General features: G+C 44.8%; 21 protein-coding genes and 1 tRNA gene. 5 read left to right on the forward strand and 17 right to left on the reverse strand.

Features of this window, described 5'->3' with window-relative positions; all coding sequences use genetic code 11:
- Positions 1-59 precede the first annotated feature (59 nt).
- From rpoB to BM528_RS16790, 11 genes are all read right to left on the reverse strand, one after another.
- Positions 60-4,088: a DNA-directed RNA polymerase subunit beta gene (gene rpoB, locus BM528_RS16740; RefSeq protein WP_083595325.1), complete on the reverse strand. Its 4,029-nt coding sequence runs from the start codon at positions 4,086-4,088 to the stop codon at positions 60-62.
- A gap of 326 nt (positions 4,089-4,414) precedes the next feature.
- Positions 4,415-4,789, reverse strand: a complete 375-nt coding sequence (rplL, locus tag BM528_RS16745) for a 50S ribosomal protein L7/L12 (RefSeq protein WP_071980817.1) — start codon at positions 4,787-4,789, stop codon at positions 4,415-4,417.
- Positions 4,790-4,846: 57 nt separating this feature from the next.
- A complete protein-coding gene (rplJ, locus tag BM528_RS16750; protein WP_032097751.1) occupies positions 4,847-5,365 on the reverse strand; it encodes a 50S ribosomal protein L10 in 519 nt (172 codons plus the stop codon).
- Between the two features lie 303 nt (positions 5,366-5,668).
- On the reverse strand, positions 5,669-6,364 hold the full coding sequence (gene rplA / locus BM528_RS16755; RefSeq protein ID WP_071980818.1) for a 50S ribosomal protein L1: 696 nt from the start codon (positions 6,362-6,364) through the stop codon (positions 5,669-5,671).
- A gap of 4 nt (positions 6,365-6,368) precedes the next feature.
- Complete coding sequence (gene rplK, locus BM528_RS16760) at positions 6,369-6,797, reverse strand: 50S ribosomal protein L11 (RefSeq protein ID WP_071980819.1); 429 nt, start codon at positions 6,795-6,797, stop codon at positions 6,369-6,371.
- Between the two features lie 273 nt (positions 6,798-7,070).
- The gene (locus BM528_RS16765; protein WP_071980820.1) at positions 7,071-8,081 is read right to left on the reverse strand and encodes a GGDEF domain-containing protein; all 1,011 of its coding nucleotides are present in this window, start codon (positions 8,079-8,081) and stop codon (positions 7,071-7,073) included.
- The gene (locus tag BM528_RS16770) at positions 8,071-8,541 is read right to left on the reverse strand and encodes a methanogen output domain 1-containing protein (protein ID WP_083595326.1); all 471 of its coding nucleotides are present in this window, start codon (positions 8,539-8,541) and stop codon (positions 8,071-8,073) included. The genes BM528_RS16765 and BM528_RS16770 overlap by 11 nt, the downstream gene beginning before the upstream one ends.
- Before the next feature lie 256 nt (positions 8,542-8,797).
- Entirely contained in the window at positions 8,798-9,346 is a 549-nt protein-coding gene (gene nusG / locus BM528_RS16775; RefSeq protein ID WP_071980822.1) for a transcription termination/antitermination protein NusG, read from the reverse strand.
- Positions 9,347-9,350: 4 nt separating this feature from the next.
- Positions 9,351-9,728 (reverse strand): preprotein translocase subunit SecE, encoded by a 378-nt coding sequence (secE, locus tag BM528_RS16780; RefSeq protein ID WP_071980823.1) that lies wholly within the window; start codon positions 9,726-9,728, stop codon positions 9,351-9,353.
- Positions 9,729-9,785: 57 nt separating this feature from the next.
- Positions 9,786-9,862: transfer RNA gene (locus tag BM528_RS16785), tRNA-Trp, on the reverse strand.
- A 169-nt stretch (positions 9,863-10,031) separates the two neighbouring features.
- Positions 10,032-11,873: an ABC transporter ATP-binding protein gene (locus BM528_RS16790; protein ID WP_071980824.1), complete on the reverse strand. Its 1,842-nt coding sequence runs from the start codon at positions 11,871-11,873 to the stop codon at positions 10,032-10,034.
- 280 nt (positions 11,874-12,153) lie between these two features.
- Between BM528_RS16790 and BM528_RS16795 the strand changes: the two genes are divergently transcribed.
- Both BM528_RS16795 and BM528_RS16800 read left to right on the forward strand, forming a co-directional pair.
- Positions 12,154-14,643 carry a carbohydrate binding family 9 domain-containing protein gene (locus BM528_RS16795; RefSeq protein ID WP_083595327.1) on the forward strand — a complete coding sequence of 830 codons (2,490 nt, stop codon included), beginning with the start codon at positions 12,154-12,156 and terminating at the stop codon, positions 14,641-14,643.
- Positions 14,644-14,706: 63 nt separating this feature from the next.
- The gene (locus BM528_RS16800; RefSeq protein ID WP_198033576.1) at positions 14,707-15,153 is read left to right on the forward strand and encodes a hypothetical protein; all 447 of its coding nucleotides are present in this window, start codon (positions 14,707-14,709) and stop codon (positions 15,151-15,153) included.
- Here the strand turns inward: BM528_RS16800 and BM528_RS16805 are convergent.
- Positions 15,143-15,769 (reverse strand): RraA family protein, encoded by a 627-nt coding sequence (locus BM528_RS16805; RefSeq protein ID WP_071980826.1) that lies wholly within the window; start codon positions 15,767-15,769, stop codon positions 15,143-15,145. The two genes, BM528_RS16800 and BM528_RS16805, sit on opposite strands and share 11 nt — an antisense overlap.
- A 351-nt stretch (positions 15,770-16,120) precedes the next feature.
- On the opposite strand from BM528_RS16805, the gene BM528_RS16810 reads away from it, so the two are divergent.
- Complete coding sequence (locus BM528_RS16810) at positions 16,121-18,178, forward strand: M13 family metallopeptidase (RefSeq protein ID WP_083595328.1); 2,058 nt, start codon at positions 16,121-16,123, stop codon at positions 18,176-18,178.
- A 77-nt stretch (positions 18,179-18,255) separates the two neighbouring features.
- Here the strand turns inward: BM528_RS16810 and BM528_RS16815 are convergent, their stop codons facing one another.
- From BM528_RS16815 to BM528_RS16835, 5 genes are all read right to left on the reverse strand, one after another.
- The gene (locus BM528_RS16815; protein WP_071980827.1) at positions 18,256-18,690 is read right to left on the reverse strand and encodes an ACT domain-containing protein; all 435 of its coding nucleotides are present in this window, start codon (positions 18,688-18,690) and stop codon (positions 18,256-18,258) included.
- A gap of 63 nt (positions 18,691-18,753) precedes the next feature.
- Positions 18,754-20,133, reverse strand: a complete 1,380-nt coding sequence (dbpA, locus tag BM528_RS16820; protein WP_071980828.1) for an ATP-dependent RNA helicase DbpA — start codon at positions 20,131-20,133, stop codon at positions 18,754-18,756.
- A gap of 40 nt (positions 20,134-20,173) precedes the next feature.
- Positions 20,174-21,223: a dihydroorotase gene (gene pyrC / locus BM528_RS16825; RefSeq protein WP_071981375.1), complete on the reverse strand. Its 1,050-nt coding sequence runs from the start codon at positions 21,221-21,223 to the stop codon at positions 20,174-20,176.
- 89 nt (positions 21,224-21,312) lie between these two features.
- Positions 21,313-21,873, reverse strand: a complete 561-nt coding sequence (locus BM528_RS16830; protein ID WP_071980829.1) for a PhnA domain-containing protein — start codon at positions 21,871-21,873, stop codon at positions 21,313-21,315.
- Between the two features lie 195 nt (positions 21,874-22,068).
- Positions 22,069-22,602 carry a lipocalin family protein gene (locus BM528_RS16835; protein WP_071980830.1) on the reverse strand — a complete coding sequence of 178 codons (534 nt, stop codon included), beginning with the start codon at positions 22,600-22,602 and terminating at the stop codon, positions 22,069-22,071.
- Positions 22,603-22,832: 230 nt separating this feature from the next.
- Here BM528_RS16835 and BM528_RS16840 point away from each other — a divergent pair, with 230 nt between their 5' ends.
- Positions 22,833-23,783, forward strand: a complete 951-nt coding sequence (locus BM528_RS16840; protein ID WP_071980831.1) for an aldo/keto reductase — start codon at positions 22,833-22,835, stop codon at positions 23,781-23,783.
- 79 nt (positions 23,784-23,862) lie between these two features.
- Positions 23,863-24,246, forward strand: coding sequence for an SMU1112c/YaeR family gloxylase I-like metalloprotein (gloA2, locus tag BM528_RS16845; RefSeq protein WP_071980832.1), 384 nt, complete (start codon positions 23,863-23,865; stop codon positions 24,244-24,246).
- The last annotated feature ends 63 nt before the right edge of the window (positions 24,247-24,309 follow it).

The raw sequence follows: 24,309 nt of genomic DNA on the forward strand, positions 1-24,309 counted from the left end.
TCTCTAGAACCCGGTGCAAGCACCGGGTCATCTCATAACATTACGCGGCAATTGCCGTATTACTTCTCTTCAAGCTCGATGTTGATACCCAACGAGCGAATTTCTTTAAGTAATACGTTGAAGGATTCTGGCATGCCAGGCTCCATTCTGTGGTCGCCATCGACGATGTTCTTGTACATCTTAGTACGTCCGTTAACGTCATCCGACTTAACAGTAAGCATTTCCTGCAGGGTATATGCCGCACCGTAAGCTTCAAGTGCCCACACTTCCATCTCACCGAAGCGCTGACCACCAAACTGTGCTTTACCACCAAGAGGCTGCTGCGTAACAAGGCTGTATGAACCAGTAGAACGCGCGTGCATCTTGTCGTCTACTAAGTGGTTCAGTTTCAGCATGTACATGTAACCAACCGTAACAGGTCGCTCGAATGAATTACCAGTACGACCGTCGAACAAGGTAATCTGACCGCTTTCTGGAATATCAGCAAGCTTCAGCATTTCCTTGATTTCAGACTCGCGAGCACCATCGAATACAGGTGTTGCTACTGGAACACCCTTACGAAGGTTTTCCGCTAAGCGACGAACTTCGTGATCTGTGAAGCTATCAATGTCTACTTCTTGGTGATTTTCACCTAGTTCGTAAACTTTCTTCAAGAAATCACGCATTTCGGCTAGCTCGCGCTGCTCTTTAATCATGCGGTCAATTTTAACCCCAAGACCATGAGCAGCCATGCCCAAGTGAGTCTCAAGGATCTGACCGATGTTCATACGAGATGGTACACCAAGTGGGTTAAGTACGATGTCTACCGGCGTACCGTGCTCATCGTATGGCATATCTTCTACTGGTTGAATAGTAGAGATAACACCCTTGTTACCGTGACGTCCCGCCATTTTATCACCCGGTTGGATGTGGCGTTTAACCGCTAGGTAAACCTTAACTATCTTAAGTACACCAGGCGCTAAATCATCGCCTTGCGTTATCTTACGACGCTTAGTTTCAAACTTCTTATCGAAGTCAGCTTTGATTTCAGCATGCTGTTCAGCAATTTGGTCAAGCTCTAACTGTGCATCTTCGCTGTTAAGTGCAATTTCAAACCACTTTTCGCGTGGTAGGCTGTCAAGCTTCGCTTGTTCAACGCCAGCACGAGTTAAAGCAGTTTGAGCACGTGCAAAAATGCCGTCTGCAAGGATTTCAAATTCATCAGTAAGGTCTTTCTTAACCTGACGAAGCTGCATATCTTCAATTTCAAGCGCACGCTTATCTTTCTCTACACCGTCGCGGGTAAATACTTGAACATCGATAACCGTACCGTGAACTGAGTTAGGTACACGGAGAGACGTATCTTTAACGTCAGACGCTTTCTCACCAAAGATAGCTCTTAAAAGTTTTTCTTCCGGCGTAAGCTGAGTTTCACCTTTCGGTGTTACTTTACCTACTAGGATGTCGCCGCCTTTCACTTCCGCACCGATGTAAACAACACCTGATTCATCAAGCTTGCTTAGCGCAGACTCACCTACGTTTGGAATATCAGAAGAAATTTCTTCTGGCCCAAGCTTAGTATCACGAGCAATACAGCTTAGCTCTTGAATGTGAATAGTAGTGAAACGGTCTTCCTGAGCAACTCGCTCAGAAATAAGGATTGAATCCTCAAAGTTGTAACCATTCCAAGGCATGAACGCGATACGCATGTTCTGACCAAGTGCAAGGTCACCAAGGTCTGTTGAAGGACCATCGGCTAGCACGTCACCAGTGACAATCGGGTCGCCAACGTTACACGTAGGGCGCTGATTAATACAGGTGTTTTGGTTAGAGCGAGTGTATTTAGTCAGGTTGTAGATATCGATACCTGCTTCACCTGGAAGCATCTCATCTTCGGCAACCTTGATTACAATGCGGCTCGCATCTACGTAATCAACTGTACCACCGCGTTTAGCGACAACAGTTACACCAGAATCTACTGCAATAGTTCTTTCCATACCCGTACCTACTAACGGCTTATCAGCACGTAATGTAGGAACAGCCTGACGTTGCATGTTGGCACCCATAAGTGCACGGTTTGCATCATCGTGTTCTAGGAATGGAATTATACTTGCCGCAATTGATACGATTTGCTGTGGAGAAACGTCCATGTATTTGATGTCTTCTTTTGGCATCAAGGTTGTTTCACCACGGTGACGACATGGAATAAGGTCGTCTACCAACTCACCTGCTTCAGATAACGCAATGTTAGCCTGAGCAATCGCGAATTGGCCTTCTTCAATTGCAGATAAATAATCGATTTCATCGGTAACAACACCGTCAACAATGCGACGGAAAGGTGTTTCTAAGAAACCAAAGTCATTAGTGCGCGCGAAGCTCGCTAATGAGTTAATTAGACCGATGTTTGGACCTTCCGGCGTTTCGATTGGACACAAACGACCATAGTGAGTTGGGTGTACGTCTCGAACTTCGAAGCCAGCACGTTCACGAGTAAGACCACCCGGACCTAATGCAGAAATACGACGCTTATGCGTAACTTCTGATAGCGGGTTGTTTTGGTCCATGAACTGTGACAATTGCGACGAACCGAAGAACTCTTTCACCGCTGCCGAGATAGGCTTGGCGTTAATAAGATCTTGTGGCATTACGTTGTCTAGGTCGCCTAAGCTTAGACGCTCTTTAACTGCACGTTCTACACGCACGAGACCAACGCGGAATTGGTTCTCAGCCATTTCACCAACCGAACGAATACGGCGGTTACCTAGGTGATCGATGTCATCAACTTCGTCCTTACCGTCACGAATTGTTATTAACTGTTTCATAACAGCAATAATGTCTTCTTTGGCAAGCGTACCAGAACCAATAAGTTCTTCGCGGCCTAAACGACGGTTGAACTTCATGCGACCCACTGAAGAAAGATCATAACGCTCTTCAGAGAAGAATAAGTTCTCGAATAAGGTTTCAGCAGCATCTTTCGTTGGTGGCTCACCAGGACGCATCATACGGTAAATTTCAACAAGCGCCTCTAGGCGGTTTGTTGAAGAGTCTATACGTAGCGTATCTGAAATGTATGACCCGTGATCAAGCTCGTTGATATAAAGAGTTTCAAATTCTTTAATACCAGCTTGGCTAAGCTCAGCTAAGTTCTCTAGTGCAAGCTCGTCGTTTGCACTAACAATAACTTCGCCCGTGTCTTCGTTTACATAAGTAGCAGCAAATACTCGACCGATGAGATAATCGGCAGGTACTTCTAGCTCTGTTAAACCAGACTTTTCTAGTGCACGTGTATGACGAGCAGAGATACGACGGCCTGTTTCAACAACCACATTGCCATCACTGTCAATAATGTCGAAAGCTGCTGTCTCACCACGTAGGCGATCAGGCTTCACTTCCATCATTAGACGGTCTTTATCAATGCGGATATTAACTTTGTCGAAGAATGTATCTAAGATTTCTTCTGACGTCATTTCCAATGCGCGCAAGATAATAGTTGCCGGCAGTTTACGACGACGGTCGATACGCACGAACAAGTTATCTTTAGGGTCAAACTCAAAGTCTAACCAAGAGCCACGGTAAGGAATGACGCGCGCGTTATAAAGTACTTTACCAGACGAGTGGGTTTTACCCTTGTCGTGGTCAAAGAACACACCAGGTGAACGGTGTAGTTGTGACACAATTACACGCTCTGTACCATTGATAACGAACGTACCGTTCTCTGTCATCAATGGGATTTCTCCCATGTACACTTCTTGTTCTTTAATATCTTTTACGGTACCTGGGGCTGCGTCTTTGTCAAACAATACTAACCGTAGTTTTACTCTTAACGGAGCAGAGAAAGTTACACCGCGTATCTGACATTCTTTAACATCAAATACTGGCTCTCCCAGGCGGTAGCTTACATATTGAAGCTCTGAATTACCTGAGTAACTTTTAATTGGAAAAACGGAACGAAATGCTGCTTCCAAACCGTATTGAGCATCGGCGTCGATCTCAATAAACTTTTTGAAAGAATCAAGCTGAATTGAAAGAAGGTATGGAATTTCCAATACCTGTGGGCGTTTGCCAAAATCCTTACGGATACGTTTCTTTTCGCTATAAGAGTAAACCATGGGTTCCTCAGCCTGCTGATTTATGACCCAACCTGCTGCTAAATGCTTTAAAACGCGTGCTATGGGCTAAAAGCTGCGTTTCAAATGGCGCAATAAGCAACAAACTTCCACAACCCTAAGTCGGGCAAGTTCACCAGCATACAACAAATTTTAACCAATTATTAGTTAAGTTGTTGGATTTTTATGCTTTTAACGGTGTTGACCGATGTGCGCCTAGTGAAATGTAGATAAGGGTTATATTCTACACACTATACAGCGCAAAAAGGCTGGTGGTTCAAAAAACCACCAGCCTTGCCGTCTCAGGCAAATAATCTGATCAAATCAGATTACTTGATTTCAACTTCAGCGCCAGCTTCAGTAAGTGCCGCTTTAAGTTCTTCAGCTTCTTCTTTGCTTACGCCTTCTTTGATAGCTTTAGGAGCAGACTCAACTACTTCTTTAGCTTCTTTAAGACCTAGGCCAGTCGCGCCGCGAACTGCTTTGATAACCGCAACTTTGTTGCCACCGAATGAAGTCATTACAACGTCAAATTCAGTTTTCTCTTCAACAGCAGCAGCTTCACCAGCTGCAGCAGGACCAGCAACAGCAACAGCTGCAGCAGATACGTTGAATTTTTCTTCAGCTGCTTCGATTAGCTCAACCAATTCCATAACTGGCATTTCAGCAATCGCGTTTAAAATATCTTCTTTAGTTAGAGCCATGTTCTCTAAACTCCTGGGTTTTTAATGTTAAAAAAATCAATATGCCAAAAACGAAAATTACTTCTCGTCTTTGATCGCCGCCAATACGCGCACAAACTTGCCAGGAACTTCGTTGATTGTTTGAACGAATTTCCCAACTGGTGCTTTGAAGGTTGCAAGTAGACGTGCAAGCGCTTCGTCGCGAGTTGGAAGTGAAGCAACCGCGTCCAATTTCTCTGGACCAAGTAGACCACTACCAATTGAAAGTGCTGTTACGTTAAGCTTATCGTTAGTCTTACCGAAGTCTTTGAAAAGACGTGCCGCACCGCCTGGTGCGTCGATAGAGAAACCATAGATAAGCGGACCTGTAAGTGCGCTTTCCAAGTCTGCAAATTTACTGTCTGCCAATGCACGCTTAGCTAGTGTGTTACGTACAACCTTTAGGTATACGCCTTGCTCACGAGCTTTTATGCGAAGGTCAGTCAGTTCTGCAACTTCCATCCCACGGTATTCAGCGACGGCAACGGATAGAGCGCGAGACGCAACTTCAGATACCTCTGCTACGATCTCTTTTTTTGCTGCTAAACCTAGTGCCACTGAGTTCACCTCTTTGTATCTGACATTGTTTGTAATTAACTACTCACGCCGTCAGGGTTCACAGATTGATACCAAACGTCATATTTGGTACCGCTCTACGGTGTTTGTTATCCCAGAGAGTCTGAGTCAAACCACCGTCTGCGCAGGTTGTTCTATTAAGCAGTATGTTGACTGTGAAAGTTCTCTTACCTCTTTCACCACACCGCACCTGCGGTCTTGGACGGGAGTTGTTTACTAGCACTGCTATGTACACAACTCCAACCCATAACCTTTCAGAGAACTAACGGGCCAAGCCCATCAGTATTAAAGACCTACAGAAGCCTTATCAAGAGCAACACCCGCACCCATTGTAGTGCTTAGGCTGATCTTCTTGATGTAGGTACCTTTCGCAGAAGAAGGCTTAGCTTTCTTCAATGCTTCAAGTAGCGCTTCAAGGTTTTCTTGAATTTGATTTGCTTCAAACGCAATCTTACCTAGGCTAGCGTGGATGATACCGTTTTTATCATTGCGGTAGCGAACCTGACCAGCTTTTGCATTTTTAACAGCTGTAGCAACGTCTGGCGTTACTGTACCTGTTTTAGGGTTAGGCATTAGGCCACGTGGACCTAAGATTTGACCTAGTTGACCAACTACGCGCATCGCGTCTGGGCTAGCAACTACAACGTCAAAGTTCATTTCGCCTTTCTTAACTTGTTCAGCTAAGTCTTCCATACCAACAACGTCAGCACCTGCTTCTTTAGCAGCTTCTGCATTAGCACCTTGAGTGAATACCGCAACGCGCACGTCTTTACCAGTACCGTTAGGTAGTACAGTAGCACCACGAACGTTTTGGTCAGATTTCTTAGCGTCGATACCAAGGTTTACAGCAACGTCAACACTTTCAGCGAATTTAGCAGTCGCTAATTCTTTTAAAAGTGCAACAGCTTCGTTGATTTCATACTCTTTAGTTGAGTCAACTTTGTCACGTACTAGACGAGCGCGTTTTGTTAATTTAGCCATCCGATTAGTCCTCTACGTTCAAGCCCATTGAGCGAGCAGAACCCGCGATAGTGCGTACCGCTGCTTCTAGATCAGCAGCTGTTAAGTCTGGCTCTTTAGTTTTAGCAATCTCTTCTAACTGAGCGGTGGTAACTTTACCCACTTTCTCAGTGTTAGGACGGCCAGAACCGCTCTTGATGCCAGCTGCCTTCTTAAGAAGGTATGACGCAGGAGGAGTCTTAGTTTCGAATGTGAAAGAACGGTCTTCGTATACAGTAATTTCTACTGGTACCGGAGCACCCTTCTCTAGGCTGTCAGTCTTTGCATTGAAAGCCTTACAGAATTCCATGATGTTCACACCGTGTTGACCTAGTGCAGGACCAACTGGTGGACTTGGGTTAGCAGCACCTGCCGCAACCTGAAGCTTGATAATACCGCTTACTTTTTTAGCCATTTTAAATGCTCTCTTGTTTGGGTCTAACGCCTCGCAAATACAGAGAATATTTGCTCAATCGGCTTCCCGTTTCCGTTTAAAAGGGCGCGCATTATAAGGGTTGATTAATTGCTATGCAAGTCCCTAAATGCTTAAAAAACGATCTTTCAGGTAAAAAGGTACTGTAACAGCTAAAATATTAAGTAAATGGTAGGTAATGGAACACCGACAGCAATGCATTTATAGTAATGGCATGGTTAAATCAGTGCTTTAGTTAAAACAAAGATCCCAGAGCTAATTCAGTAACTGGCTGCGTGAATTAGGGAATGCAGAGGTTAACTCGCTCATCGCAATATCAGGACATGCTCTTCTGTATTGGTCCCTTCCTTCAGATTTCGCCTCATAGAGAGCACGGTCGGCCTGTGAAAAAGCCTCTTGCACGCTAGATGCCTGCGAAAACGGGCAATACCCTGCGCTAGCAGTCATAGAAATCAATGTCTGCTCATTAACTACATTTTTGTACTTTATGCGAAGCTGACGAATGCTTGTCATTACCCGCTCGAGATACAAGCGCGCTTGAGTAGATGAACAATTCGCTAAAACTACAACAAACTCTTCACCTCCCCACCGACTTACCACATCCGAAGGTCTTGTCTGCGAATGCAAACACTTGCCAAAAGCTTTAATCGCCTCATCGCCCGCAGCATGACCGTAAGTGTCGTTTATCTGCTTGAAGTAGTCTATATCAAAAATGATCAAAACTGTGTCTTCACCTTTTGTTGTGTATGCTTTCCACTGCATTTCTAAAAAGGACTGCACGAAACGTCTGTTTTTTAAACCCGTTAACGAATCCATTGACGATTTTAATTTTGCTTCTCTTGCTATCTTTGCATGAGCTCGTTTTGCATCCTGTAGTTGTCGCAACCGGTTATTAAAACGCACAATATGCTCGTCTAATTTGTAGATAAGTGCGGCTGGCTCATTATTTTCCGCGTCCTTAAGCACTGATACGTAAGCGGGTATGGTAGAGGTATCATTCAATCTCGTATCGTTAAATTTAAGGCGTATTGGAAATAGCCCCGAGCGGCGTTTCACAATACTGCTAAACTCTTTGAAGCAAGAAACATTGAATGTTTTTGATGCAAGCGAAAAAACCTCAGTCATTACCTTGGCATTATCGATATTAGGGAGGCGACGCTTCATTTGATTATTATAGTGAATAATATTGCCATCAAGGCACGTAATAACTGCGGCTTCTCTAATACCGGCGAGCATGGATGCTACACTGAGTTTTTCAATACCCATCAGAGCTCACTCCAAAATATTCATGGGCAATATCGCGACGTTCTTTCAGTGGCCTTAGATGCACAACAACATGACAATGCCCATCACCATTCGCGATTGTTTTGTCTAATTCGACAGCGGCATAACCACTTTCAGTTGCTGCAATTTTACCAAACACATTTGCCGTCATATTACACAAGGGTGTTTTACCAACCACATTGGTGCCGAATGGACATTTATAATTTTGTAGAATTATTGACTCGGGTGAGATACTGGAAATACTGAATTGGCCACCAATACGACGTTTCAGATCTACAAGTACATGAGCGATAACTTCAGGTGAAGCCATGTCACTGCCCAATTGGGATTTGTATTTTTCATGAAACATGGCGCCTACATGGTCGGCAACAATTCCCACGAACCCCTTCGACTCTTCAGTACCAATGACATCTTCCATCAGCTTTTCGAGTTCGAGTAACATGGTCTGATAGAACGACGCAACGTCGATATCTATTTGTTTGCATGCAATGCGCTGCTCTAAAGTATCGATAGCCCTAACCTTTGACCAAATATTATACTTTAGTTGTAGACGAATCTCTTCACATCTGCAAATAAATTAACTTTGAGTATAAGGAATAGGGAGATTTTTATGACAGCAGACGACAAAACAGAGCTTGGGATTTAATTTACAGGTACAAAAAAGCCCGCTCATGCGGGCTTTTCAAAATATCTACAATTTAGCCTTTTTCTACTTGACCAAACTCTAAGTCTACTGGCGTTGAACGACCGAATATAAGAACCGATACTTTTACGCGGCTCTTTTCATAGTCAACTTCTTCAACCACACCGTTAAAGTCGGCAAAAGGTCCGTCGGTAACGCGAACGACTTCACCTGGCTCAAACAATGTCTTAGGCTTAGGCTTGTCAACCGACTCTTCAAGGCGATTTAAAATGGCGTCGGCTTCTTTTTGAGTAATTGGCATTGGTCTATCAGACGTTCCACCAATAAAACCAAGAACGCGAGGAACACTTTTCACTAAGTGCCATGACTCTTCGTTCATTGCCATTTCTACCAGCACGTAGCCAGGGTAGAACTTACGCTCTGATTTGCGCTTTTGACCTGCGCGCATTTCTACAACTTCTTCGGTGGGTACTAGAATTTGACCGAAATGCTCTTCCATATTGTGCATTTTGATGTATTCAAGAAGCGTTTTCTTAACGCGAGCTTCATACTGAGAATATGCTTGTACTACGTACCATCTCTTTTTAATTTCTTCTTCAGACATACGCTTATGCTCCAATTCCAGTAATAAAGCCAACTACACGTACGATAATCCCGTCTAGTCCCCATAATATAAGTGCCATAACCAAGGTTGCTGCCAAAACGATAAGTGTCGTTTGGTTTGCTTCTTGACGTGTAGGCCAAACAACCTTGCGTACTTCAGTGCGCGACTCTTTGGCAAAGCTTAGAAATGCGCTGCCTTTATGAGTAGATGCAGCGATAAAACCTGCAATCACAGCAACCACTACCGCTGTTATGGCGCGATATAATACCGAAATTTCACCGTAAACTGTGTTGGCGGTTACCAACCCTGCAAGTAGGGCAAAAACCACTACCCATTTAAACATGTCCAACCCGTTGGACTGATTTTCCGTCTTTTCGCTCATGTCACGATCCTAGCACTACAGCGTCGTTTTCTTGCGTACACGCGCAAGTTAATAATCTGGCAGGGGTGGAGGGACTCGAACCCCCAACCATCGGTTTTGGAGACCGCTGTTCTACCAATTCGAACTACACCCCTGTGGCGTTTTCACTCTTAAATTTTACTTACACTGCCCTTGTGATTTGTGCGTCTTTTCGTTGGAAAGTGCGGTATCGCAAGGGAGGGACGCGTATTATACTTAACCACTTTCAAGATACAAGCGCTTTATTCTTTTCTCATCTAGCTTTGAAGGCAGATTTTACACTGACTATTCAACGCCAATGAAGCCACCGGTTTGATGCGCCCATAACTTTGCATAAATGCCATTGTGAGCGATCAACTCACTGTGAGTGCCCTGCTCGACTATTTGACCCTTATCAAGCACTAATAACCTGTCCATTTGCGCAATAGTAGAAAGGCGATGCGCTATCGCTAATACGGTCTTCCCTTCCATCACTTTGTCTAGACATGCTTGAATGGCGGCTTCTACTTCTGAATCTAGTGCAGATGTGGCTTCATCCAGAATGAGCACAGGTGCATCTTTTAGCAGCACCCGTGCAATAGCGATTCGCTGACGTTGCCCACCAGATAATTTTATTCCCCGTTCTCCCACGTGGGCATCGTAACCTGTGCGCCCCTGATTATCGGTAAGTGTTAAAATAAAATCGTGCGCCTCTGCCTGTTTAGCTGCTTTGATCATTTCAGCTTCACTGGCATCTGTACGACCATATAGAATGTTGTCTCTAACCGAACGATGCATAAGCGAAGTGTCTTGCGTTACCATGCTTATTTTAGCGCGCAACGTTTCTTGCTCAACTTCAGTAATATCCTGCTCATCGATGGTGATGCGTCCACTTTGCGTGTCATAAAAGCGCATAAGGAGATTGACCAGTGTAGATTTGCCCGCACCAGAGCGCCCCACCAGCCCAACCTTTTCACCAGGTTTAATGGCAAGTTCCAAGTTATTAAAAACATCGATGGGTTTGTTATTTGCGCCCGAGTAAGAGAAATTCACTTTATCGAAGTGAATGTTACCACCACCAACGGATAGCGCATTTGCTTGTGGCTTATCTTTTACAGCGACAGGTTGCGCGAGGGTATTCATACCATCTTGCACTGTGCCTAAATTTTCAAATAGCCCAGACACCTCCCACATGATCCAGTGAGACATACCGTTTAAGCGCAAACACAAACTCACCGCAATGGCGATATCACCTGGCGATGCAATATTCTCCATCCATAAATAGACGGACAGAGCACCAATAGTGAAGATAAGAATAGCGTTGGCCATCTCGACACAAAACTCGAGCACCGTAACAAGCCGCATTTGCGGGTAAACAGTTTTTAGGAAACCGTCCATGCTCTCTTTGGCGTAATCGGCTTCTCGTCTACTGTGCGAAAATAGCTTTACAGTAGTTATGTTGGTGTAGCTATCTACTATACGCCCTGTCATTAACGAGCGTGCATCTGCTTGCTTCTGCGACACGGCTTTGAGCTTTGGCACTAACACTCGCAATATGCCAACGTATACGAAGAACCAGACCACTAGTGGTAGTGCTAAACGCCAGTCAGTACTAAATACCAGTACCACCATAGAGATAAAATACACGCTGATATACACCAGCAAGTCGAGCATTTTAGTGACGGTTTCTCTTACCGAAAGCGCTGTTTGCATAACCTTGGTAGCCACTCGCCCAGCAAACTCGTTGTGAAAAAACGTTAAGCTTTGACCCAACAAGTAGCGGTGAGCCTGCCAGCGTATGCGCATAGGATAATTGCCCATTAACGACTGCCGGGAGAAAAAAGAGCGCAGCAAAATAAAGCCCGGAATTAGAACAAGAACGGTAATGCCCATACCAATGAGCGTTAGCTTTTGCTCTTCTAGGAAGGTCTCTCGACTTTGTTCTGAAAACCAATCAACAAGCTGGCCCAAAAAGCCAAATAACGCGACTTCAAGCATGGCCACTATGGCGCTAAGTACTGATACAGTTAGAATGATGTGCCACATTCCTTGGGTATAATACTTACAAAACGCAACTAAACCCTTTGGCGGTTGTGTGGGTGGTGTGTCAGGAAAAGGCTGAGTGAGCTTTTCAAAAAAAGAAAACATGCAGAAACTCTTTGTGTTATTAAGCCGCCGACTGCTTGCAACAGCGTAGCGTTACAATTTTTGTTGAAGTGAGTACGCTATTCTACACGATATGTTCATTCAATTGATTAACTCCTTGTCAATAAACCAATGAATATCAAGTAATACAGACCTTATCTATATAAAATCGGGTTTCGTTCAGTGCCCATTAAAATACGATTAACATTCTTTTGACATTTGCGCTAATCCTTCATACTTCTGCGATAAAAATTATAACGATAAAAAAGACCACCTTTTAAATATGGACATAGCTAAATGCCGCACAATTGTGCGCGCTCACAACTCTTTACTGCGACGTTTTGGCTCGATAGTTTTAGTATCTCTTTGCCTAATTACTAATGCGAATGCTAAAGCCCGAGATAATTCAAACGGCAACATTTTCACCCCACAGGATGAGAAGCAGGAGCGCCCAAATGAGCCTCTCCCCGAGGCAATTGTTACCACCAAGAACGCACAACCTGATGAGTTGATGAGCGAGGATTCAGATTCAGATTCAAATTCAGAAACTATTGTAGTGCCCTACCTTTCAGATACGGTGACACTAGACGGGGTTCTCGACGACGCTGCGTGGCAGCACGCTCAGGAAGTTACGCTTAACGTGGTTACGCGGCCATTTGAAAATACCACGCCTCCCGTTGAAACCGTTGCGCGGATATTTGAAAACGGCGACACCATCTATATCGGCTTCACAGCCTTCGATAATGATCCGTCGGAAATTCGGGCTCTTTTTCGCGACCGCGATAGCGTATGGGATAATGACTTGGTGGGCATTAAACTTGATACCTTCGGCGACAGTCGCCTCTCCTATCAGTTTTTTGTTAATCCTCACGGCATTCAAATTGATTCTATAGAAAATCAAATGACTCGCAGTGAAAGCGCAAGCTGGAACGCAATTTGGGATTCTGAAGCCAAGATTACGAATAAAGGTTACACGGTTGAGATTGCACTGCCGTTTCGCATTATGAACTTTTTAGATGCTGAGGGGCCGAAACAATGGCGCGCGGAGTTTGTGCGCTTTTATCCGCGTGACAACAACCTTCGCATATCAAATCGTCCCGTTGACCGAGATAATGCGTGCAGTTTATGTCAAATGGGCAACATGAAGGGCTTCAGCAAAGCGAAGCAAGGAAAAAATCTTTCAATAACGCCTTATGGTGTAACGGGGGCAGCACGTAGCCGAACGCCAGCAAGTCCTCAAAACTGGGAGTATGGTAACAACCAAGAGGTTGGCGTAGATATCAATTGGGGAATTACCTCTGATATGCTGCTACAAGCAACCATAAACCCAGACTTTTCGCAGGTAGAAGCTGATGCGGGTCAGCTTGGCATCAACAACCCATTTGCACTGTTCTTTCCTGAACAACGTCCCTTCTTTGTAGAAAACGCAGACTTTTTCAGTACCCAATACGACTTGGTTTACACGAGAAATATCGGTGCACCAGATATTGGCAGTAAACTCACCGGCAGGTTAAACGACCACACGTTTGGCTTGCTAGTGGCTAACGATGAAACCACCACTTTTTTAGTGCCGGGCAATTTGGGCTCCAGTGTCGCACAACTTGACCAAGGCAGTACCAACCTTGCCGCACGCTATCGATTTGATGTGTCAGATACCTTGTCGTTCGGCACAATTTTTACAGGCAGGCATGCCGATGACTATCACAACCTTGTTACCGGTGTAGACATGCGCTATCAAATTACGCCTAGCGATACTTTGCGGGTTCAGGCATTGCGTTCAGATACACAATATCCAGATGCTCTTTCGTCGCAGTTTTGTCGCGGCAGTTGCGATAATGAAAAGGATATTACAGAGGCCACGTTAAGAACCAACAAAAATGACGCATTTTCTGGCAGCACTTATCAAATAGACTATCGCCATGAAGAAAGAGAATGGTATGTCATTGCAAATAGGAAAAGTACTCAGTCAGATTTTAGAGCAGATTTAGGTTTTGAAAGTAATGTAGACAGACACAAAACAGTACTCGGTGGTGGTCTGGTATGGTGGAAGGATAACGCTTGGTGGAACCGATTCGAGTTGGGTGGTGACTGGGATATCACGCACAACGATAACAGCGAACTTATTGAGAGAGAAGTTCAGGCACAAGTAGAACTCAATGCGGCCTATCAGTCTTACTTTAATTTTCAGTGGGTAAAGCGAGATCAAGTAGGGCTACGCCAAAATGGTGCAAGCTTAGCTATTGACGGCAACACAACGCGCTTCACTGAAGAACAGTTCTCATTTTATTTTGAGGCACGCCCCAATAGAACGCTCTACTTTGAAAACTTTATTCGCGTTGGTGATAGAATTGATCTGCGTAACAATCGTTTGGGTGAGCAAGTACTATTAGAGCCACAGATAAGCCTCAATATTGGAGAGCATTTAGAAGCCTCGGTAAATCATGAATACAATCGTATTAATGTGAACGATGAGATGCTCTTTACCGCCAACCTCTCAGATTTTAGAATAAGTTATCAATTCAGTGCGAAGCAGTATATTCGACTGGCGCTCATTTACTCAGACATTAGACGCAACACCAATAACTATCTTGTTGATGTGGACGCTCGAGAACGCAGTATGGGAACTCAGTTGATTTACTCATACATGATCAACCCCTTATCGCGACTGTTTATCGGTTACGGTGACTCAGCATTTGCCGACGATAATACGCCCGGGCTTTTTCGCACAGAGCAAGCTGTTTTCATGAAATTTAGCTATGCTTGGCTTTATTAAGTGAAATAGTGGGTCTTTGTTTACCGCCGTTTCATCAAAGGCTTTAGCATTCAAGGAGGAATGATGCACTCTACCAACAAGTATCTTATAGCAGCGGCAATACGTTGCTTTGCTGCGGCACTAGCACATCTTGGCTGCATTGTTTTTGGCGGCGATTGGTATCGTTTCTTTGGTGCTGGCGAGCAGATGGCTAGAATGGCAGAGCAAGGGCTTTGGTATCCAACCATTGTGACATCCGTTATCGTTTTCATCCTTTTAGTCTGGTCGGTATATGCCCTCTCAGGCGCAGGAGTCATCTTGCGCTTACCGTTTACTAAAATAGCGCTGATACTTATTGCGGGTATATTGATAATTCGCGGCGTGTCTTTTGTTGGCTTAATGCAAATGTTCCCAGAAAACAGCCTGACGTTTTGGCTAGTCAGTTCTGGTATTTGTTTGTTTATCGGCAGCCTGTTTGCTGTAGGCTCTTGGCAGCAGCGGTCAGCTATAGGCAATAAAATCAGTCTCTAAAGCCCAGCTTGGCAAGAGTAGACTCTACCTTTTCACTATGCTGTTCTTGCCATTGAGACAATGTCATTGAGGCATCTTTATCTGCTCGGGCTTTGGCGATTTTAAACGCGCTCTCTGCTTCAGAACGTGGAATGACGGCAATGCCCTCTTCGTCTGCCACGATGATGTCGCCTGCATTCACAGTAACCCCTCCGCATAAAATAGGCTGATTAAGAGGAGCTATACATTTTTTCGCCCCTGGCTTAGGGGTGACGCCTCGGCCAAAGACGGGAAATTTATTTTCCCGCGTTTCGGCAATGTCTCGAATTACCCCATCAATGACAAAGCCAGTTATACCTCGCAGCTGTGCAATTGCGCATACATTTCCGCCCGCCACTGCGTACTTGTCATCAGCCTCTACCACAATGATATCACCTGGATTCGCTCGATATATTGCAGCGTGCAGCATTAAATGATCACCCGGGGCACATTTTACTGTAAATGCAGGCCCCGCAATACGCCCAATACCCTGCCATAAAGGTTTGATGGCGTAGTCCATAAACTGCTCTCGAGGAAGTGCATCGGCATACTCGCAGGGCGACACTGAGGCAAAAAGTAAGGGAGTAGAAAGCGACATGGCGGGTCCTTAGCATTTACATAGAGTGAATTAATTGAACTGACTTCAAGACCGTATATAAGCAAAATGCTATTTTTTATTTGCCTTGAAACTCACCAGTTGCAATTCACTATATCAAAGGCAGAGCAACAAGTTGTTACAAGCTGTGTATTTTCACTATAAACGCTTTTTCTAAAGGACACTGCATGCTAAAACGTAAAGGTCTGCGAGCTTTTTATCAATCAATGTAAAGCGCATAGCGACGTTGAGAACAAAAGCAATCGCATAATATAAACTCCGACAGACCATCTTGTATAATTACCCTCAACATCAAAGATTGTGCTGCCGTTCGATAAAAGGATATATATTTCCATGTTGCGTAACATATTAAGCGTGAGCGTTGCATTAGCATTAGTAGCGTGCAGCCCGCAAACCACAGTGCCTGAGGCAGGTGTAGCTGCGGAAGTGAAAAAAGAAGCTTTATCTTCCGGGATCATCAAAGAGAACATGGACTTAAGCGTTAAACCCGGCAATGACTTTTTTCAGTATGTCAACGGAAAGTGGCTGGACACCTTTGAAATACCGGCAGACAAATCCAGCTATGGGTCTTTTGTGATCTTGCGTGATGAGGCACAAGATCATGTTATGGATATTATAAAATCGTCGGCAGAGGGCGACTTTAAAGCCGGAAGTGACGAACAGAAAGTGGGTGACTTTTATCGCGCCTATATGGATACAGATACCCGCGACGCGTTGGGTATTACACCGCTTGAGCCTGAGTTAGCGAAAATAGCAGATATCGAAAACTATTCCGACTTGGCCGCCTATTTTGCTTATGCAGCCCGCTATGGTTATGGCACTCCGTTCAGCCTTGCCCAATTTTCAGACCTGAAATCTCCACAAGAATACCTAATGTATACATGGCAGTCTGGTATTGGACTTCCAGAACGAGAATACTATTTTAAAGAGGACGAAACCTCTCAAGAAGTACGCGATGCCTACGTAAAACATATTCAAACCATGTTCGAGCTAGCCGACTTTGATGCGCCTGAAGCTAGCGCAAAAATGTTGTTTGAGCTAGAAACCCGTATTGCAAACCTGCATATGAAAAAAGAGCAGGCGCGTAATTTCGCTGCCAACTACAACAAACTCACTATTGATGAGCTCCGTGCGTTAATGCCCAACTTCGACTGGGACGCATACATTCAAAGCACTGGTATGACAGATTTAAGCGAGTTGGGTGTGTTGCAAAAAGACTTCATGCAAAATATTGATGCCGTTATTCATCAAACCGCTATAGAAGACTGGAAAACATTCCTTCAATGGGGCCTGTTAAACGCATCGGCGAGCAGGTTGACCACGGAATTAGACCAAGCCAACTTTAATTTTTATAGCAAAACACTTCGAGGCGTTGAAGAGCAGCAACCACAGTGGCGTCGCGCTGTAGATTTATCAAATGCGCATGTGGGCGAACTTATTGGCAAAGTTTACGTGAAACAACATTTTCCGCCTAAGGCCAAAGAGCGCATGATGGAGATGGTGAACAACCTGCTGCTTGCTTATAAGAGTAGTATTGAAGAGCTTGAGTGGATGACAGATGAAACCCGTAAAGAAGCGTTAGATAAATTATCGAAGTTCACGGTTAAAATTGGTTACCCAGACCAGTGGAAAGACTATTCAGCGCTGACTGTGGATGCTGGCGATCTGTTCGGTAACTTAAAGCGCTCGTCTGATGTTTTGTATGAAGAGATGCTGAAAAAACAAGGTGGCCCAGTGTGGACTCACGAATGGGGTATGACACCACAAACTGTAAACGCTTATTACAATCCACCGCTTAACGAAATCGTATTTCCGGCCGCCATACTTCAGCCGCCGTTCTTTGATATGAATGCTGAGGACGCCGTTAATTACGGGGGAATTGGCGCGGTAATTGGTCATGAAATTGGACATGGTTTTGATGACGCTGGCTCTACATTTGATGGCGACGGTGTGCTGCGCAACTGGTGGACAGATAAAGATCGCTCTGAGTTTGATGCCCGCACTGCCAATCTTATAGCGCAATATGATACGTTCGAAGTGCTGCCAGATTTACACGTTAATGGAGAATACACACTAGGTGAAAACATTGGTGACTTAGGTGGTATTAGCATTGCGCTGAAAGCCTACCATTTGTCGTTAGATGGTAAAGAAGCGCCTGTGCTTGACGGCTTTACCGGCGATCAGCGAGTATTTTTAGGCTACGGGCAAGTATGGGCTAGTAAGTATCGCGATGAGGCGTTGCGCAGCCAAGTGCAAACGGACACTCATTCACCGGCCAAATTCCGCACTAATGGCGCAGTTAGAAACGTGCCCGCGTTTTATAAAGCGTTTAACGTTACCGAAGACGATGCGCTGTATTTGGCACCAGAAAATCGCGTAAAAATTTGGTAGTGCTCTAAAAACCCTTAGCGCTTAAAAAAGGGCTCCTGATAATTTATTCAGGAGCCTTTATTATTTGGGTAAGCAGTTTAAGACCTATCCGAAAGTGCCTTCAGGACGTTGCTGGCGCGTTGCGCTTTCGCAGACTGAACAAATATATGATCATGATGAAAAGCTGCCACTACGTTGGCACTTATACCGGCGTTGCTCAGCGCTGTGCTAATCGCCGCTGTCATGCCTACCGCATCAAGGCTTGAATGTACTTCGCAGGTGATACACTTAAACGGCCCCTCGCCTTTTAACTCATGCTGCTGCGCCAACTCGCGATCTAAAATTAGCGTCATACCTTCGCTTTCTCGAAACATGCCCTTTGCGTTAGTCAGCAATGTAGAAACAACTGAATTGCTAAACACTTCATCAGGCGAAAACTGTGCCTCAGGCAAAGATACAAAAACATAATCTTCTTCGCTCACCACAGGCGACAAGTTTTTAAGAAGCAAAGCGAGTTCTTTTTCCGCTGACATGTTCATTCGCCTCGTGCTATTGCGGGCATGATCGTTACGACCTTACTTAAGCCATAAGATAGATTAAAGCTTTTTCGCTCGAATGCGCTTACCTTTTATTTTACCTTCGCGAAACTGTGTCATGGCTCGCTTAACGCTGCGCTGTTTTACCGCCACAAAACTTGCGCTGTTTTGCACCGCAATTTTACCCACATCTTCAAAGGGAATGCCGGCATCTTTGGTTAAGGCTCCAACAAGATCGCCAGGGCGAAGCTTTTGCTTTTTACCCGCACTTAGCGAGAGACAGGTAAACTCAGGCTGCGTAATTTTGTTTTTATGAAAGCGCAAGCTCTGGGCACCTTTAAGCGGAATATCCTCTTCTTGCAACACCTCTATTTTTCTTAAGAAGTGTTCTTCGTCTTCACTCACCAGAGTTATTGCTATACCTTTTGCGCCAGCTCTTGCCGTGCGACCAATTCGATGAATATGAACCTCGGGCTCTTCGCTTACAGTGTAATTAATTACACAGGCAATATCGTCGATATCTAGCCCGCGAGCCGCTACGTCGGTAGCAACGAGAACCTGTAATGCGTCGCTGGCAAACTGCATAAGTACGGCTGTGCGTTCATGCTGTTCCATGTCGCCTTTTAGGCCCGCCGCACTAAATCCTTCTTCAACAAGCTCTTCTACTACTTCAGCCACTTGTATTTTTCGGTTACAAAACACTATGGCGTTTTTGGGCTGGTAGTCTGTTAACACCGCTTTTAACGCCTGAATACGAGTGTGGGGAAGAACGTTATAACCCAATTGGGTTATAGCCGGCTTGTTATCCTGAGATTCAACTTTGCAAGATACTGGGTCACGTAAATACTGATTCGCTACTCGCTCAATTTGCTCAGTAAAGGTGGCAGAAAATAACAGTGTTTGTACTTTTGATGACATGGGCGAAAAGATAACGCGCAGGTCGTCTTCAAACCCCATATCCAGCATTCTGTCTGCTTCGTCTAACACGCGAAAACGCACGTTTTTCAACGTAATTCTGCGCTTTTCAACATGATCCATAATACGCCCTGGCGTACCAACAATAATGTGTGGGCTATGCTTTAATGACTGAATTTGCGGCCCCATGGGCTTTCCACCGCACAGTGTAGTAACTTTTATGTTGCCAATTTGTTTTGCCGCTTGTCTAAATTGCTCCGCAACCTGGTCGGCAAGTTCACGGGTAGGACAAAGTATAAGTGCTTGAGTGTTGAAGTCGTTAACATCAATACTTTCTAAAATAGGAATAACGAAACACAGCGTTTTGCCACTGCCAGTTTGCGCCTGACCTATAATATCCCTTCCCTGTAACGCGCTCGGCAAAGACTGCGCCTGAATAGGCGACAATTGATGGATGCCTTGAGCGTCAAGCGCTTTTACAACTGCCGGGTTTATATCAAGGTCTTTAATTGTTTCAACTGTCATTTTTCTATCCAATGGGGAAATTCAAGCACTTGCTAGTGCGTTATATTGCTTGGAAAGCTGTCTTCAGCTTCCACTGTAGCGTTTGTCCGGCGTAAAAAGGCACCATGTCAGTACCATCTGCAAGAGTTACCTGCTCCGGCACATCCCAGTTTTCTTTCACTAAAGTCATTTTGGTTGTGTTTCGAGGCAAACCATAAAAATCTGCTCCGTAATGACTGGCAAACCCTTCTAACTTATCGAGCACACCTAATTGTTCGAAGACCTCTGCGTATAGCTCAATGGCAGACCATGCGCTGTAACACCCCGCACAACCACATGCATTTTCTTTTTTGTGTTTTGCGTGCGGCGCCGAATCGGTACCTAGAAAAAACTTCTTGTTGCCACTGGCTACCATTTCTCGCAATGCTTTTTGGTGCGTATTGCGTTTCAGTACTGGCAAGCAGTAATTATGAGGGCGTACACCACCTACCAATAAGTCATTTCGGTTGAGCAACAAGTGCTGAGGGGTAATTGTTGCCGCAACGAACTCGTTAGCCTGCGCGACAAACTCAGCGGCATCGGCTGTAGTGATATGCTCAAACACCACTTTTAATTCTGGAAAGGCCGCAGTGATACGCGATAAATGTGTGTCGATAAACACTTTTTCGCGATCGAATATATCAATGTGGCTTTCGGTAACTTCGCCGTGAATAAGGAGTAAAAGCCCCTGCTCTTGCATGGCTTCAAAAACTGGGTAAAGCGCCTCAATGCCCTTTACGGCAGCATCTGAGTTTGTTGTTGCACCCGCAGGATAGAGTTTACACGCTGTAACACCTGCTTTTTTCGCGTCGATAATATCTTGCGGCGATGTTTCATTGGTTAAAAACAATGTCATTAGCGGCTCGAAGGTACTGTCTTTTGGACGAGCGGCTTCAATACGCGCTTTGTACTCCATCGCCATCGAGGCGTTGACAACCGGGGGCACTAAATTAGGCATGACAATGGCACGTTGAAAGCAACGCGCTGTCGCAGGAACGGTTTCTTCCAGCATTTCATTATCACGAAAGTGCAGATGCCAATCATCAGGAGTGGTAATAGTTAACGTTTGCATGCCTAATTCTCTCATTACTTAAAAACGGTTTTGTATTCTGTTGCCTAACGTATTCTGTAACGTTTAGCGTTACAGCAAGTATCGGTGGACTAAGATTTCTTGGTATATGCCGCGATAATAACAATGCGCGTGCCATTCACTTTACCTTCAATGTGCAAAGGGTTATCACAGAGGCTTATTCCCCTCACGGGTGTACCGCGCTTAGCGGTAAAGCCTGCACCTTTCACATTTAAGTCTTTCACTAAATGCACATTATCGCCGGTCTGAAGGGCCGTTCCATTGCAATCTAGCGTTGCATCTCGCTCAATGAGCCCTGCTTCAGCCCAGGTTCTCGCATCGTCATCTAGGTACATCATGTCTAATGCATCTTGCGCCCACGTTTCACTACTTAAACGAGACAGCATTCTATAAGCAACCACCTGTACCGCTTGAGTTGGCGACCACATTGCGTCATTGAGACAGCGCCAGTGAAGCGGGTCTAAGCTCTCTTCACCTTCTAATTGTGAGCGGCAGGTACCACAGGTAAAGATAGCGCTTCCGGCAGTTTCATCTGGGGATTCGGGCACCATGTAAACTTCGGTTTCAGAGGTAGAATTACACAGTTCACAGGCATTGTTTGCTCTTGCTATTACGGCGTCTTGAAGCACAATTTAGATCTCAAAAATAAATTGTGTGCAATGATAGCATATTTTGATGACTATGATGCCAGCAACGAAGTAAGGCTTTTCGCTACAACTATAAGTATTTTTCGTCAGCCAATAACACTGACTACCCGACATTTACATTTTCGACGTGTTATCGCAGCTTTGTCATGTAAGGTAATACTATTGGTAAAACAGCGCCGTTTATTGGCTGTTTTGGTCGACCCAGATCAGTTTTTCAGTGTCGTAACCCGCGTTTTCTGCAAACGACATTAACTCGGCTAACACATTGTCTGGCAGCGTTTTAGTTCTTGCGAGCAGCCACAAGTAGTCTCTATCAGGACCTGTTACCAGTGCATACTGATAATTGGCTTTATCGAGCTTCATCACTACATAACTTGCGTAGAACGGCCCAAAAAATGAGACTTTAAGGTGTGCTGTAGTAGCTTCGTCTACGAAATACGCTGTTCCTTCTGCTTCTTCCCACTTTCCGGTGTCAGAGGCGTAGCCCTTGTTCACGACTTTAACGCCGCCATCATCTCGCATAGAGTATGTGGCAGTCACCTGAGTTAACCCCTCTTCAAAACTGTGATCGTATCGCGCAAGCTCATACCATTGACCGAGATACCGCTGAAGTTCAAACCCCTGTACGGGTTTCACACCTTCCGGCACGCTTGTACAACTTGCAAGCAAAGCAACAATAATGACAAGTAAAGGCCATCGTAAACTTAAGTGCATGGTAAATTCCTTAGTTCATACGTATTCATAGTGTTAGGTGTCGTATCTATCACCGCATTCATCCATACACCGCTTTTATTAAGCGAGTATCGGCGTTATTGTATCTTACAATATCATTATTCAATACGTTCCCGTAGTTTGAGGAACATGTCTTTAGCTTGTTCTTTTGAGACAGCTACTTATCACCCTTTTTAGATGATTTTTTTACATAAACTTTTTTGGATAACGCAATGCAAACCTACTTTCCTGATGCCAGCAGAATGGTCTATGGCTGTATGGGGCTTGGCGGAGGCTGGAACAACAATCCGGTAACGTCTGGCGATGTCAGCAACACTCACGCCATCATCAACAAGGCTCTAGAGCTTAACATTAATGTGTTTGACCACGCCGATATTTATACTTTCGGAAAAGCCGAAAGCGTGTTTGGTCAGGTGTTAAAAGCGAATCCATCACTTAGAGAGCAGATGACTATTCAGTCTAAGTGTGCCATACGCTTTGAAGATGAATTAGGCCCAAAACGTTACGACTTTTCAGCCAATTGGATAAACGCCTCTGTTGAGGGAATTCTATCGCGATTAAACATAGAGCAACTAGACGTTCTGCTACTTCATCGCCCAGACCCTTTAATGGAACTGCATGAAGTGGCCAACTGCTTAGCCCAGTTACAGCAGCAAGGCAAGATAAAGCACATTGGCGTGTCGAATATGCACGGACACCAAATTGCTTTTTTACAATCAGCACTCTCAACCCCCATCGTTGCTAACCAGCTGGAAATGAGCTTGGGCTTTAGAGATTGGTTAGAAGACGGTATTACCACTAACAGTGTGGCAAATAGAAACATTGGCTATGCTGCGGGCACACTCGAGCATTGCATGTTAAACAACGTTCAGCTTCAGGCTTGGGGTAGTATCGCGCAGGGTCGTTATACAGGTGCAGCAACATCTAGTGAAGCAGATAGGAATACTGCAGAGTTAGTGAAGCGTTTAGCCAGTGAATACCAAACCACGCCAGAAGCGATTGTGCTTGGCTGGTTAATGAGACACCCAGCCAATATACAGCCTGTGCTGGGCACAACTAACCTCTCACGATTAGAGGCGTGCAAAGAAGCTGAAAGCATTTCTTTATCTCGCGAACACTGGTACGCCCTTGTTGAAGCCGCACGAGGACAGGAAGTCCCCTAACGCGGGCTCATAACGCGTGCTTTTACAATACCGAAGCACACTTAACGGCACACAAAAGCACTAGACAAAGGATACTGCTATGCTGAATGGGTTTCATCATGTCGCTATTATTTGTAGCGACTACCCACGTTCAAAACATTTCTATACCGAAGTTTTAGGTTTTAAGATAATCGCTGAGAATTATCGAGAAGCCAGAGACTCGTACAAATGCGACCTCGCGCTTCCCGATGGTAGCCAAATAGAGCTGTTTTCGTTTCCCAGTGCACCAACTCGCCCCTCTCGGCCTGAGGCGCAGGGATTGAGACATTTAGCCTTTAAGGTGAATAATTTAGATTCAACGATAAAAAAATTAGCGGAAAGTGGAGTTGAGTGTGAACCTGTTCGTGTAGATGAATATACCGGCAAACGCTTTACGTTCTTCCAAGACCCTGATGAATTACCGCTAGAGCTTTATGAACTATAGATCTGAAGAGATATTTTTAAAGTTGGGCTTTTAGTAGAGCTTTTAGTCGGGATTGAGCCGGGA

It is taken from the genome of Alteromonas sp. RW2A1 (genome assembly GCF_001886475.1).
GTDB lineage: Bacteria > Pseudomonadota > Gammaproteobacteria > Enterobacterales > Alteromonadaceae > Alteromonas > Alteromonas hispanica.

Bases quoted from the DNA above. Each gene is read 5' to 3' on its own strand.
- BM528_RS16790 (WP_071980824.1), bottom strand. From the start codon at position 11,873: ATGTTTTCTTTTTTTGAAAAGCTCACTCAGCCTTTTCCTGACACACCA.
- BM528_RS16800 (WP_198033576.1), top strand. From the start codon at position 14,707: ATGCACTCTACCAACAAGTATCTTATAGCAGCGGCAATACGTTGCTTT.
- rplA (WP_071980818.1), bottom strand. From the start codon at position 6,364: ATGGCTAAATTAACAAAACGCGCTCGTCTAGTACGTGACAAAGTTGAC.
- BM528_RS16840 (WP_071980831.1), top strand. From the start codon at position 22,833: ATGCAAACCTACTTTCCTGATGCCAGCAGAATGGTCTATGGCTGTATG.
- BM528_RS16795 (WP_083595327.1), top strand. From the start codon at position 12,154: ATGGACATAGCTAAATGCCGCACAATTGTGCGCGCTCACAACTCTTTA.
- BM528_RS16835 (WP_071980830.1), bottom strand. From the start codon at position 22,602: ATGCACTTAAGTTTACGATGGCCTTTACTTGTCATTATTGTTGCTTTG.
- BM528_RS16805 (WP_071980826.1), bottom strand. From the start codon at position 15,769: ATGTCGCTTTCTACTCCCTTACTTTTTGCCTCAGTGTCGCCCTGCGAG.
- BM528_RS16815 (WP_071980827.1), bottom strand. From the start codon at position 18,690: ATGTCAGCGGAAAAAGAACTCGCTTTGCTTCTTAAAAACTTGTCGCCT.
- rpoB (WP_083595325.1), bottom strand. From the start codon at position 4,088: ATGGTTTACTCTTATAGCGAAAAGAAACGTATCCGTAAGGATTTTGGC.
- rplK (WP_071980819.1), bottom strand. From the start codon at position 6,797: ATGGCTAAAAAAGTAAGCGGTATTATCAAGCTTCAGGTTGCGGCAGGT.
- gloA2 (WP_071980832.1), top strand. From the start codon at position 23,863: ATGCTGAATGGGTTTCATCATGTCGCTATTATTTGTAGCGACTACCCA.
- rplL (WP_071980817.1), bottom strand. From the start codon at position 4,789: ATGGCTCTAACTAAAGAAGATATTTTAAACGCGATTGCTGAAATGCCA.
- BM528_RS16765 (WP_071980820.1), bottom strand. From the start codon at position 8,081: ATGGGTATTGAAAAACTCAGTGTAGCATCCATGCTCGCCGGTATTAGA.
- pyrC (WP_071981375.1), bottom strand. From the start codon at position 21,223: ATGCAAACGTTAACTATTACCACTCCTGATGATTGGCATCTGCACTTT.
- BM528_RS16810 (WP_083595328.1), top strand. From the start codon at position 16,121: ATGTTGCGTAACATATTAAGCGTGAGCGTTGCATTAGCATTAGTAGCG.
- secE (WP_071980823.1), bottom strand. From the start codon at position 9,728: ATGAGCGAAAAGACGGAAAATCAGTCCAACGGGTTGGACATGTTTAAA.
- nusG (WP_071980822.1), bottom strand. From the start codon at position 9,346: ATGTCTGAAGAAGAAATTAAAAAGAGATGGTACGTAGTACAAGCATAT.
- dbpA (WP_071980828.1), bottom strand. From the start codon at position 20,133: ATGACAGTTGAAACAATTAAAGACCTTGATATAAACCCGGCAGTTGTA.
- BM528_RS16770 (WP_083595326.1), bottom strand. From the start codon at position 8,541: ATGTTACTCGAACTCGAAAAGCTGATGGAAGATGTCATTGGTACTGAA.